13 protein-coding genes and 1 pseudogene are annotated in these 13,174 nt (G+C 29.1%); 8 read left to right on the plus strand and 6 right to left on the minus strand.

Translation table 11 applies throughout. The features are described 5' to 3' along the window. Window positions 1-155: 155 nt before the first annotated feature. The 3 genes from L3J35_05830 to L3J35_05840 are packed head-to-tail and all read left to right on the plus strand — an operon-like array spanning window position 156 to window position 5,755. Window positions 156-1,379 carry a hypothetical protein gene (locus tag L3J35_05830; GenBank protein MCF6365706.1) on the plus strand — a complete coding sequence of 408 codons (1,224 nt, stop codon included), beginning with the start codon at window positions 156-158 and terminating at the stop codon, window positions 1,377-1,379. Between the two features lie 25 nt (window positions 1,380-1,404). After that, the gene (locus L3J35_05835) at window positions 1,405-2,604 is read left to right on the plus strand and encodes a DUF4831 family protein (protein ID MCF6365707.1); all 1,200 of its coding nucleotides are present in this window, start codon (window positions 1,405-1,407) and stop codon (window positions 2,602-2,604) included. Window positions 2,605-2,659: 55 nt separating this feature from the next. Continuing rightward, a complete protein-coding gene (locus L3J35_05840) occupies window positions 2,660-5,755 on the plus strand; it encodes an immune inhibitor A (GenBank protein MCF6365708.1) in 3,096 nt (1,031 codons plus the stop codon). 54 nt (window positions 5,756-5,809) lie between these two features. Here L3J35_05840 and L3J35_05845 read toward each other — a convergent pair whose 3' ends face one another. Both L3J35_05845 and L3J35_05850 read right to left on the minus strand, forming a co-directional pair. Then, the gene (locus L3J35_05845; protein ID MCF6365709.1) at window positions 5,810-6,304 is read right to left on the minus strand and encodes a metallophosphatase family protein; all 495 of its coding nucleotides are present in this window, start codon (window positions 6,302-6,304) and stop codon (window positions 5,810-5,812) included. A 188-nt stretch (window positions 6,305-6,492) separates the two neighbouring features. After that, window positions 6,493-7,704, minus strand: a complete 1,212-nt coding sequence (locus tag L3J35_05850) for an ATP-binding protein (protein MCF6365710.1) — start codon at window positions 7,702-7,704, stop codon at window positions 6,493-6,495. A 601-nt stretch (window positions 7,705-8,305) separates the two neighbouring features. Here L3J35_05850 and L3J35_05855 point away from each other — a divergent pair. Both L3J35_05855 and L3J35_05860 read left to right on the plus strand, forming a co-directional pair. Continuing rightward, window positions 8,306-9,007 carry a hypothetical protein gene (locus L3J35_05855; protein ID MCF6365711.1) on the plus strand — a complete coding sequence of 234 codons (702 nt, stop codon included), beginning with the start codon at window positions 8,306-8,308 and terminating at the stop codon, window positions 9,005-9,007. A gap of 43 nt (window positions 9,008-9,050) precedes the next feature. After that, entirely contained in the window at window positions 9,051-9,242 is a 192-nt protein-coding gene (locus L3J35_05860; protein ID MCF6365712.1) for a hypothetical protein, read from the plus strand. Between the two features lie 247 nt (window positions 9,243-9,489). On the opposite strand, the gene L3J35_05865 is transcribed toward L3J35_05860, so the two are convergent. Beyond that, complete coding sequence (locus tag L3J35_05865; GenBank protein MCF6365713.1) at window positions 9,490-10,335, minus strand: DnaJ domain-containing protein; 846 nt, start codon at window positions 10,333-10,335, stop codon at window positions 9,490-9,492. Then, window positions 10,336-10,935 carry an NTP transferase domain-containing protein gene (locus L3J35_05870; protein ID MCF6365714.1) on the minus strand — a complete coding sequence of 200 codons (600 nt, stop codon included), beginning with the start codon at window positions 10,933-10,935 and terminating at the stop codon, window positions 10,336-10,338. A 104-nt stretch (window positions 10,936-11,039) separates the two neighbouring features. Here L3J35_05870 and L3J35_05875 point away from each other — a divergent pair, with 104 nt between their 5' ends. After that, window positions 11,040-11,543, plus strand: coding sequence for a class II SORL domain-containing protein (locus L3J35_05875; protein MCF6365715.1), 504 nt, complete (start codon window positions 11,040-11,042; stop codon window positions 11,541-11,543). A gap of 106 nt (window positions 11,544-11,649) precedes the next feature. Here L3J35_05875 and L3J35_05880 read toward each other — a convergent pair. After that, window positions 11,650-12,217 (minus strand): annotated as a pseudogene (locus tag L3J35_05880) (IS4 family transposase). Window positions 12,218-12,476: 259 nt separating this feature from the next. Between L3J35_05880 and L3J35_05885 the strand changes: the two are divergent. Beyond that, entirely contained in the window at window positions 12,477-12,674 is a 198-nt protein-coding gene (locus L3J35_05885; GenBank protein ID MCF6365716.1) for a transposase, read from the plus strand. Continuing rightward, complete coding sequence (locus tag L3J35_05890; protein MCF6365717.1) at window positions 12,643-12,825, plus strand: hypothetical protein; 183 nt, start codon at window positions 12,643-12,645, stop codon at window positions 12,823-12,825. The genes L3J35_05885 and L3J35_05890 overlap by 32 nt, the downstream gene beginning before the upstream one ends. 143 nt (window positions 12,826-12,968) lie before the next feature. Here the strand turns inward: L3J35_05890 and L3J35_05895 are convergent. After that, the coding region (locus L3J35_05895) for a hypothetical protein (GenBank protein ID MCF6365718.1) at window positions 12,969-13,174 on the minus strand (206 nt) is incomplete at its 5' end.

Raw genomic sequence — 13,174 nt, forward strand, 5'->3', positions numbered from 1 at the left:
AATTATGTTTTTCATATTTATGACTTTAAAATTAAAGTATAAGTTGCAATATCCAAAAGATTTTTAAATATAACATATTAAAGCTGTTTCAATGTTTGTAACACAACAAAAAGTTATTAATTTTGTTATGTTAATAAACTAAAAAATCTATTCCCATGAAAAAGCTATTAATTATCATTTCAATATCAGCATTTTCAATAACTTCATTCTCACAAGATAAAAAGATTCTAAAAATAGAATCGTATTTTAATCAAGCCGAATACAACAAATGTATCTCAAAATCAAATGATTATATTTCTAAAAATGACAAACAGCCTGCTCCGTATTTTTATCTTGCAATGTCGGAATACGAAATTTACAAAAAGCAATCTGATATTAAAACTTTTAAATCAATTGTAAAAAATTTATATAAAGGACTAAAAAAAGACAAAGACTTAAAATATAAAAAGCTTTTTGAAACTGAGCTTAATGATATTCACACAATTTTAAAAACAAATGCCTATAATTATTATGAAGCAAATAAAAATCAATCAAGATTTTACTATGATTATCTTGCAAAAATATATAATGACACACTTGAACAATATAATGAAGTTGTATTAAATATTGAACCGAGACCCGATGCAAAAATAATAGAACTTATAAAAAAAGGTGAACTGAATCAAACTGATGAAAACGGATTAAAACAAGGAAAATGGAAGAAAGTATATTCCAACGGTGTTACTGCTTATGAAGTATTCTTTAAAGATAATAAACCTACCGGAGAATTAAAACGTTACCATGAAAACGGAACACTGTCTTCACTACTTGATTATGATGACGAAGGTAAATTTGCCCATGCAAATTTTTATAATGAAAAAGGGAAAAAGATTTCGGAAGGTACTTATAAAGGCAAGCAAAAAGTTGGGAAATGGATTTATTTTAAAGAAGACACAAAAATAAAAGAAGAAGAATATAAAGACGGAAAGTTACACGGTTTTCAGATAACTTATTTTGACAACGGTCAAATATACGATAAAAAGAAATTTGTTAACGGAATCCAAATAGGTGTTTGGGAGAAATACCATAAAAACGGAAAACCAAGCTTAAAAGCTTTTTTGGTAAACGGTTTAATGGACGGACCTGTATTAAGATATTATCCTTCGGGCTTAATTGAAGTAAAAGGACAATATAAAAATGACCTGAAAGAAGGAAAATGGACTTTTTACAGTGAAGATGGCGAAACTGATATAATTGAATATAAAAAAGGAGTTGATATAAACGAAGCAGAAGTTGAAAAAAAGGAATCGGAAGAATACAAAAAAAATATTGAAAAAGGGAAAAATCTGTTAGACCCTGCAAATTTTAAAGATAACCCCGAAGATTACCCGTTTAAATAAACTTTCTTACAGTTAAAACTAAACCATGAAACCATTCAAATTTATTCTCACAGCACTATTTTTTATTACAATATCATCCTGTAATTCAACCTTTTACACAGTCAGCACAAATACTGACCATATTAATAATGCAGGAATTATTTATGCATTACCGAAAACCAAATTAAATATCAATATTGAAATAACAGAAATTTATAAACAAAAAGGACCGTTTTCAGATTACACATATTTATACTTTAATACAAAAAATGCAATAAAGAAAAATGAAGTTAAGTATAAAATATCCGGCATTTCTGTTGAAACTATTCCCGTTTTAGATTCTTCAAATATTTATTGCATAAATACGAAAAAAAACAATACTCCTAATTTGGTAAATTTAACTCCCGAAGGATTTATTGCAGGAATTAACCTTAATGATTACAGAGCAGAAAAAATACAAATTGAACAAAAAAATGTCTCAGAATTAACTCAAAAAAATAAAATTTTAGATTATGCAGATTTTTCTTTAAAATCAATTCAAGAAACAAAATTTGATACAATTTATAAAGAAGTAATTAAAGACTCAGTTTTAGTAAGAATCCCCATAATTAAAAAGAAAAAAGTTTTTAAATCCGTTGAAAAACAAGCAAAAGAAATTGCCGAAGTTCTATTTTTATTAAGAGATGACCGAAATGCCTTACTTACAGGCGAAAACGACGGAAATAACTTCCCCGACGGAAATGCCCTAAAAACAATGCTTATCGAATTAAGCAATTTAGAAAAGCAATATATGAGTTTGTTTACAGGACAAGAAGTTAAAATAAAGAAAAACTATAACCTTAGTATTATTCCCGAAAAAAGCAAAACAGACAGTTTATTATTCCTTTTCAGTTTTTCTAAAAATACCGGAATTTCATTTAATAACAGTCAAATATCAAAAAATAATATCTATTTAAAGTTAAATAAAAATGATAAGCTGAAATTTACAAAAGAATATACAGACCTCAATAATAAAAAAAATAAAAATGCTCCAAAAGGCTTAAAGGGGCTTATATACATAATTCCTGCAGATATAAGTTCGGAAGTAATATATAACAATACAGTAATTCTTGAAAAACTTATTAAAATTTCACAATTAGGGACATTAAATCTTATTCCTTCAAAAATTTTACAAGAAAATATCAGTATTGAGTTTTACCCTCAATACGGCTCTTTAAAAAGAATTTCAAAAATAAAATCCGAATAATGCAACCAAGAAGCGATTATACTATCAGTTATAATTCAATCCTTAAATATCTTTTATGAAACTTAAATATTTATTATTTGCAATTGTTTTATTTTCCGGAATTCAATTATTTGCTCAACAAAACTATTCTAAAGTCAGAATTTATACTGACATACAAGGAATAAACAAAATTCAAAAATTAGGAATTGATTTAGAAAGCCTGAAAGGTAAGCCGGAAAAATTCATAGAACTTGAAATATCTGAAAACGAAATAAAAAAAATATCTGAAAACGGATTTAAATACGACATAATAATCAAAGATATGTCAAAATTCTACCGAGAAAGATATTCACAATCTGTCATCAAAAACAATAATTCATTAAAAGGTGTTAATTATGTTACCCCTATAAACTTTAATTATGGTTCTATGGGAGGTTTTTTAACACTTGATGAAGTTTATGCCGAACTGGATGAAATGACAAATTTATACCCAAACTTAATTTCTGCAAAATATACAATCGGGAATACACAAACAAATGAAGGAAGAAATATATATGCAATAAAAATTTCCGACAACCCGAATGTTAACGAAAGTGAACCGGAAGTTCTTTATACATCATTAACACATGCAAGAGAACCCGCAGCAATGCAAGCATTAATTTGGTATATGTGGTATTTTCTTGAAAATTACGGAACAAATGACGAAATAACTTATTTAGTCGATAATCTAGAATTATATTTTATTCCTGTGGTTAATCCTGACGGTTATGAATACAATTATTCAACCGACCCCAACGGAGGAGGAATGTGGCGAAAAAATAAAAGAGATAATAACGGAGGAGGGTTTAGTGAATATTATGACGGAGTTGATTTAAATAGAAACTACGGTTTTAAATGGGGATATGATGATATAGGATCTTCTCCTGACCAAACAAGTTCAACTTACAGAGGAGCATCTGCTTTCTCAGAACCCGAAACACAAATAATAAGAGATTTTACTAACCAACATGAATTTCTTTTAGCACATAACCATCACACATACAGCGAATTAATTATTATCCCTTACGGCTATGAAGAAATTCATTCCCCTGATGATAATTTTTTAAGAACTTCGGCATATCTTATGGCTTCCGAAAACGAATATACCGTAGGACAAGGATGGGAAATTCTTTATACAGTTAACGGTGACGCAGATGATTGGATGTACGGAGAACAAACTTCAAAGCCCAAAATTATGGCTTATACGCAAGAAACCGGACAAAGTTTTTGGCCTTCGCAAAGTCAAATTATTCCTTTATGCGAAGAAAGCTATTTATCAAATTTATATTTAGCTCGTTTTGCTACACCTTATGCAGAACTTTCGGATAATTCTCCGAATTATGTTTCGAGAACGGGATATTTAAAATATAATATTAAAAGAATGGGATTATCGGGTAACGGAAATTATACCGTAACAATTACACCAGACAATGCTGTTTTTTCATCATTAGGAAATACCCAAAATATAGTTTTAGCAGAAACTTTAAACGAAAAATCAGATTCAATTTCATATGTTTTAAGTAATAACATTCAATACGGTGATGAATTTTCATATACGGTAACCGTAAGCCAAGGGTCGTATTCATTAAGTAAAACTTTTACAAAATCATATTACGAAACGGAGATTATTATTAAAGACGAAGGAGATGATTTAAATAATTGGACTACATCAGGATGGTCGGTAACTTCGGAGAATTATCATTCTGCAAGCAATTCAATTACCGATTCGGAAGGCGGAAATTATACAAATAATGTAAGCAGTGCAATAACACTTACAAATGAAATTGATTTAACCGGAATTGAAAATCCTCATTTAACATTTTGGGCAAAATGGAATATTGAAAGTGATTGGGATTATGTTCAATTCTCTATTTCAACAAACAACGGTTCAACATGGACACCCGTTACAACTAACAATACAAACCCGGGGGAAGGTTCTTTTCAACCTTCGGGAGAACCTGTTTATGACGGTGCAAGTGTATGGGTGCAAGAAATGCTTGATTTAAGTTCTTATGTAAATCAATCAGTAAAATTCAGATTTGAATTGCACAGTGACGTTTCCGTAACGGATGACGGTTTTTATTTTGATGACTTTACTGTTTCATCAACATTAACATCTCCTTTGTCTGCATCAATAACAGTTGAAGCAGGTTGCGGAGCAAATTCGGGAACTGCGACAATTTATTCGACAATGACAGGTACTCAAACTTTTTATTTAAAAGATGATGCAGGAAACCCTGTTAATAACCGGACAGGAGATGCAAGCTCTCATCAATTTACCGGATTAAGCAACAGAATTTACAGAGGGCAAGTTGAAAAGGGCGTTGATATTTCTACTTTATCAAATCCGGCAGAATTAATTAATGTAACGGAAGTTTCCGTTGCCCCTTCTTACGTTAATGCAAGTGAAACTTCCGCCTGCCTGTCTGCCGGAACAACACTTTCATATTCAGGTGGTTCGGGCAGCATATTTAATTGGTATGCCGGTTCTTGCGGTAATATTTTAACAGGAAACGGGAACAACTTAGTAGTATATCCGACATCAGAAACTACTTATTACGGTCGCTGGGAAAATGCTTGCGGAAATTCTTCCTGCGAACAAGTAACCGTAAGTATTTTACCCGAAACAAATATTATTTCACAACCGCAAGATGTAAATACTGTAACAGGAAGCAATGTTTCATTCTATGTTACGGCAGAAGGCAATAATATAACTTATCAATGGCAAAAAAACAGTTCAAATATTTCAGGAGCAACAAGTGCAACCTATACAATAAATAATGCTCAAGTTTCGGATGCAGGAGATTATAATGTTACAATAAACGGAGATTGCGGAAGTGTAACTTCTGAAATTGCAACATTAAGCATAGCTTCTTCTGTTAAAAATATACAAGAAAATTTATTTACTATTTTTCCGAATCCTTCAAAAGGCAATTTTAATATTCATTTTTCAGAAATAAGTAAAAATGTAGCGGTTGAAATTACTGATATTTCAGGAAAAACTATTTCAAACTCATTTTATAAAGAAGTTAATCAATCCGGTATTAGAATTAATGACTTATCGGAAGGATTTTATTTTATAAACATTACAATTGATAATTTAAGGTATTCAAAAAAGCTGATTATAAATTAAATGAAAAAGTAAATAATAAAAATATCGATTTGTTTCGGTCTTTTTTATTATATTTTATCTTTTAACCTCCAATATTTCCATATTCAAGAAATCTCGACCTCTGATATCAAATCGAATTGCCGTTCTTACTTTGTGCATACCGGATTTGCCGTATGCCCCCGGATTTATGTGCAAACAATTTAATTTATCGTCAAAAACTACTTTTAGAATATGTGAATGTCCTGAAATAAATAATCTCGGCGGATTTCTGAAAATTTCCGGTTTTACTTTTCTGTCATATCTTCCCGGATAACCGCCGATATGTGTAATCCAAACATCGGCTTCTTCAATCCTGAATCGGTTGTGTTCCGGATAATGAATTCGAATATCTTGCCCGTCAATATTTCCGTAAACAGCTCTTACAGTTTTTATCTCTTCCAAACGTTTAATCACTGACTCATAATCGCCGGAATCTCCTGCATGCCAAATTTCATCAACATCTTTAAAAAAATCAAGCAATTTATCATCAATATATCCGTGAGTGTCGGAAAGTAAGCCGATTTTTGTCATTTAGTTTTATTTTAATCAAATATAATAATTATTCTTTGTAAATATATCAATCTAATATTCGTAATGTAAAATAGTATAAGTTCCTGAAATAAATTCAGGATAAGTAATCTTGTTTTTTTATTTACTCGTTTCCCTCGATATACACTCATCAGATGACTCCAAGCAATCCGGTAAGTGCCGACCGGGTTTTAATAAAATGAATTTTGCAATAAAAAATCTTGCAAATGTAAATGTTTAATCCCTTTATAATCTCCTATTGTAAAAGTATCAAGCGATACAACTATTTTTGTGTAATTATCTTTAATGCGAAGTAAATTACCAAATTCTCTTTCTTTTATTTTTTTATCCGGAATAAGATAAGTAACTTGTATATAAATAGTTTTGCCTGATTTTTCTGCAACAAAGTCAATTTCAAGATTTTTTAATAAGCCTACACTTACCGTATAACCTAATTGTTTCAAATGTGAAAAAACAACATTTTCCAAAACATCAGGAACTGAAAAATGTGATAATCCGAGTAAAGCATTTCGTAAGCCCCAATCTTCAAAAAAGTACTTATTATTTATCTCAAAAATTTTCTTGCTTTGAATATCAAGTCTTTTTAGTTTGTAAATTAAAAAGGCGTTTTGCAAATAAGCTAAATAATTAATTACAACTCGGGTAGAAATATCTGTTTTTTGAGATTTTAAATATTCGCTTATTTTTTTTGCAGTAATTAAATTTCCTGTATTTGAGGCAATAAAACGAATTAAGTTATCAAAAAAATCTACATTTCGTATTTTATATCTGTAAAGAATATCTTTATATATAATTGTTGAAACAATATTTTTTAAATAATCGAAAATAACTTCATCTTTTTTTTGCAAATTTTTGATAAAAGGTAAACCGCCCCATTTCAAGTATTTTTGTAATGATGTATTATCTGTTTTTAAGTTATGAAATTCTAAAAACTCCGAATAAGACAATGTGTTTACTTGAATTTGAATAAATCGTCCGCTAAGCAATGTTGCCAAATCACCGGAAAGCATTTCGGCATTACTGCCTGTGCAATAAATATCTGCAATATTTTTATTTTGAAAATGCCTTAATGCTTTTTCAAATTCTTGTATTTCTTGCAGTTCATCAATAAAAAGATAATTGGGTTTGTTTTTATCAAGCTCTTCTTCTGTATATTTTATTAAAGAATGATAATCTGAAATAAAATCAAAATCGTATTGCTCCTTATCAATAAAAATAATATTTGCATCCGGTTTAACAGACTGAATATATTGTACAGTCATTTTTAAAACATAAGACTTGCCTACACGCCGTTGACCGGTAAAAATTTTTATGATATTTTTATCAATATACGGTTTTACTTGCTCTAAATATGTATTTCTGAATATTATTTCTTTACTCATATGTAAATATTTGCTGCAAATATAGCAATTGTTTACTTATAGGTAAATAAAATTTGTGTTTTTTACTATATTTAAAACTGTCTATAACAATATTTCTGTATCTTTTTTTGTAAATATGTCAATCTGATATTCGTATCCGAAGTCATCGTATCAATGTATCAGCAGACATACTGTCAGGTTAAAACCTGTTTTAATTAAATTGAAATAGTGATACGATGACTGTTAACTACACCGTGACTGTCATGTCAAGCCGATATACTACTTGTAATGTTAAATAGTATAACTTGTCTTGTTCTTTTATTTACTCGCTATCGCTCATGAAAATAGTTGATAAGCTGTTGACATTAACTTTTCTTAATCATTTTAATTTCTCTCTGTTTAAAAAAAATGCTGTTGCATTTTAGCAGATAAAATCTACTGTTATTGTTCGACGAAGTTACGCTATCGCTAAACTTCGCCGAGCGGAGTTTTTAATAAAACAGTAACCCTTAAAAAAAAGTTTTCAAATTCTGCACCTCAAAGGCACGGTAGTAAAATAATTTTTTCATATTATAAATTTTGCTATTTTTGTAATAATCTATTCAATTAAAATTTTATAGGCATGAAAAGTTCAGGACTATTTTTATTAACCGTCTTATTAAGGTTATTCTCCGTAAATTATGGAGGAAGCAGCAGTTCATCAGCTTATATGAAATTAACCGAATTGAATTTTGCCGATAAAGGGATTCCTGTTACGGTTCGAGCTTCTGAAGGTGCCGAAATTAAAAACGGTATGTTTATGAGAGTGTTCGGAGGCATTACAGAAAAAACCTACACCATCACCGCTGAAGATTTTCAGAATCTAGAGGGAGATCCACCCGATAGTGTCTGGGGATTTTCACTCACGGATATCGAAGCAGCAGGTGGGGGAAAGGCTTTTTTTGAAATGCACAAAGATGAAATCCAAGCCTATGCTGATGCTAATGGAATTAAATACAATGGAAATCCAAAGTTTCTTTTGATAAAATTTAATAGTGAATTTAAAATTGTAAAATCTAAAAAAGAAATCGCAAACATAGATAAAAATATTGAAAACATAGATAAAAATATTGAAAATGATAAAAAAGAAATCGCAAACATAGATAAAAATATTGAAAACATAGATAAAAATATTGAAAACATAGATAAAAATATTGAAAACATAGATAAAAATATTGAAAACATAGATAAAAATATTGAAAACATAGATAAAAATATTGAAGATATGAATAATTCTATGGTGCAAAACTTAAAAAATAAAAAGGAAAAACCACCAAAAGAGTAAGTACTGAGTTGCTTTTGGTACATATTTCTGGTAGAATTTAGAGATGGCTCCTATAGATAGTTCTTCTATGTCAAAAAATGCAGAAACAGTGAAAGCTATTTCTGAGGAAGAAGTGAAACTAAATACGGATATAAATGCTGCGAGCGAAGAAATCGAAGCAGTTTTTCCACCCGCCGGCACTCGTTTGCAACGAGTGCCTTTTCGCCTGTTATTATCATATATCTATTTTTACTGATTAATTACAAGTTATTTGTTGTGCCGATTCTAAAACAATATCAATCATACTATCTAAATCTGCATAATTTCGAGCTGAACTGAATAAATAATCTTACGGATATTCTACAATCAATTCTTTAACCGGATTTTGATGATTAGGTCTGTCTTTATCTGTTATTTTATATTTGTCTGACACTGTTTGTTATTTTATTTTTTGTTTGCTCTGTTGTACTCGTTGCAAACGAGTGCCGGCAGGTATTTCTTAGTTATTTCCCTGAAAATTTCTTAATAATTTGATAAGCTTCCAAAATCTCCTGAAATTTATCTTCCGCTTTTTGTATAATTTCGTCACTTTGCCCGTAAAATTTATCGGGATGGTATTTCTTTGCCAGAGTTCGGTACACTTTTTTTAGTTGAGATTTTGTAACGGAAGGAGTAACACCCAGAATTTTATATGCTTTATAGGGCAGAAAAGATTTTGAAAATGATTTTGCTTGTTTTCTTCGGTTTTGTTCTTCGATTATTTTTCGTTCTTCTTTTAAGCCTTGTTTTATATATGCATTTTTAATGAAATTATAGGTTTTTTTATGAACTAAGAGTCTTATTCTTACTTTTTCAATAAAATTTTCTTCATTTATTGTTAAAATTGTATCATTTGCAGATAAATCTAATAAAACGGACAACACAAAATATTTTACTTCAGACTTCTTTGTTGCTAATCTGTCACAAGCTTTATTGACATCTGTTTCTGTTAAAATAATTTTTTTGAATAGCTTCTCAATTTTATCTTTTTTATAAACTTTAGATATTTTCAATATATTTTGTTTTATTATGTTAGTTTCAATTTGAGAATATTTTAAAAAAGCAATTATTATTTTTATTATCTCAATTTCTGTTTTTTTTATTTTTAGGAGGGATGTTTTTATTATTATTGTTGTAAATGTTAGTATAATTGTAAGAATTAAGAAAGTAAACATGGCATTTTTGTCCCCTGTCTCAATAGTTAATATAATAATAATTAAAAACAAAATTATAATTGAAATTAAGCAACCGATGCCGACTCCCTTCCTTGCTTTAAATTCATCATTAATACTATTTAAATAATTTCCCATTTAAAACAGTTTTTTGTAGATGTTCTCATCATTTATATTCAACAGAATATTTTTGTCATCAACTTTAAGACGGTATATCAAAAATCTTTTTAAATATTCTTTTAAATTAGAATGAATATTCTTTTCTGAGCTTAATTGCTTGATAATATTTTTATTAATCATAATCGGATGCCCGCCTTTTTCCTTATATGCCGGAACAATATATTCTGCTTCATTTCTTTTTTCATAAAGAACAGTTAAAAGTTCTTGATTAACAAACGGATTGTCACTGTTTTGGATAAAGCAACAAAAGCAACAGTTGTTTTTTTTTAAAGCTTTTAATCCTGTTTGTAATGAAAAAAATCTTTCACGTTCAGGAAACTTGTTAAGAACAAACTTTACGATATCAGGAAAGTTTAAATTAAGTGTATTTTTTATATTAATTCCGTCCGGATTCATTACAACAATAATTTCCTCACATCCGAAAGTAAGGTATTCTCCGACAATTTTTTCAAGAAAAGTTCTATTTTTTTCAAATAATAATGAAAACTTTGCTTGTTTCATTCTGCTTGAAAAACCGGCTGAAAGAATAACAACAGAAGTGTTATTTTTTTTAATCATAATACAAAAATATAAAATGTGGGTATTTATTGCTATAATTAATAAAAAATGATACTTAATTTTGCTTATTATTTTATAGATTTGTCCTTTCTAAAAAAAAGACTATGAAAATTTTAATTAAAAGAATTCCGACTATATTATTAGTAGCAGCAGTAATTTTTTCTTTGAACAGTTGCTGTGAAAATAATGATGAAAATTTACAGACACTTGTTGATACTGTTAAAAAGGAAGAAACAGTTAAAAAGACTCGTGAAGAATTAATCGTAAATCGAGACACAATGTTAATTGCAAATACTGACAGTATTACCGAATTTGAGAATAAACATACACCTGAGATTACCTTTAGTGAGATTGATGAAAAAGGATATGCAAAGATTTATGTTTCAGTAGGTTCAAACGGAATAGTTCATCCTTCCGTAAATGAGCATTGGATTGATTTTATCACTTTATTGATAAACGACAAAGAAATTAAACGCATTGAAAATGAGAATAGTGAAGGAAGCAATAAACATGAGTTTTTTATTCCTTTGAAAGAAAATGATATTATAACAGTTATAATAGGTTGTAACTTACACGGTATCTGGAAAAATAGTGTTCAAGTTGAATAAATAATCCGGAATAAATTAAAATTACACTTTCATCCGAAAGTTTTTCAAAATTAGTTAAATTTATCTTGTAAGCCCAATAAAACAGGTTAGATTCTTTTGTTTTTAAAGAAAATAAGTCTGTCTGAAAATGGATTTTCTTCTGTGGCTTGCCTCTTACTCTTTTGACCTCTTGGCTGATATGGTTACATACATAGTCTAATGTCAGATAAAATGATAAACATATTCTGATTTTTTCTGCAAAATTTGAAAAACCTTTGCTTTGTTTTGCTATTGTTCTTATTATTAATTGCAATAACAGATATGTTATTAAGGCTGTGTAAATCTGCAATTGTTCTTGCATTCCGGTCTAAGTTATTGCATATTATACTGATAACCTTATTCTCATCTTCTTTGTAAACTTTTACAAGACGTAATTTATGTTTATATAATGCCTGTCTTTTTAGCTTTATCGGATGTTAATATTATTATCTCATCTTTTAAAATATCTTGGTCTGTCTTATCCGGTAAATCCAATTCTTCAACAGTTTCGTATAATGTATTAATCTTTATTCTTGTTACAAAATGATTATCTGTTTTATTCTTAAAAGCATTAATGAAAAATCCAAGGCAGTACTAAAGGGCACTCCTAAAAACTCAAAAAGCATTGTTATCTTGCTTATTATTAGTATCTTTAGGGCTTGAAAACAATATTTTTTATGAAAAGATTTAAACGTTGCAAAAATTACGGATTTTTTGACCAAGATATACGCTTATCAAAACTGTCTCAACTTGGAGACCCATTAGAGAGGCTTAATAAAGGTGTTGGTTTTGAAATGTTTAGGGTATTGTGCTTGAAGAAAATCTCACAAGATTATCTGAAGGCAACGGAGGTCGTCCTCCATATGATTATGTATTTGATGTTCAAAATTTATAATACTTCAACGTTATTACAATTTGTCTGATGAGCAAGTAGAATATCAAATAAATGACAGGATGAGTTTTATGCGTTTTTTAGATTTGACAATTGCTGATGATGTTCCCGACAGTCGTACTGTTTGGAATTTTAGAGAACAGTTGACTGATTTAGAGCTAATTGAACCTTTGTTTAATTTGTTTTTAAATGAATTGGAGACACTCGGGATTAGTTGTTAATGAAGGTAAAATAATAGATGCAAGTTTTGTTGAAGTTCCTCGTCAACGTAACAACAGGGATGATAATAAGAAAATAAAAAACAACGAAATACCGGAAGATTGGAAAAATAAGCCTCGAAAATTATCGCAAAAAGATAATGATGTAAACTAAAAAAACAGCCCCTAAAAAATACTATTCAAAAAATAAGTAGTTTTTAGCGGAAGTTCACCAAAAATATCAAGACAAAACAGCCCTATAAGTTGTGATTTTCAACAACTTATGGCTGTTTTGTCATATTTTTTTTCTTTCCTACATTATTCTATTTTTATTTTTAAAATTTCTATAATTTTTTTTTGACATTCTAATAAGTTATCCGGAATAGTATTGAGGGTTTTCCCTTGATGAATATATTGCAGATAATTTATTTTATCAAGACTTTCAATGATGTATTTTCGACTGTAATTTAGTTCAGCCAAAGCATCTGTGAGATATTTTATAATCATATATGCAAGCATTGCCA

The sequence above is a fragment of the Bacteroidales bacterium genome, from assembly GCA_021648725.1.
Classification (GTDB): Bacteria; Bacteroidota; Bacteroidia; order Bacteroidales; family JAADGE01; genus JAADGE01.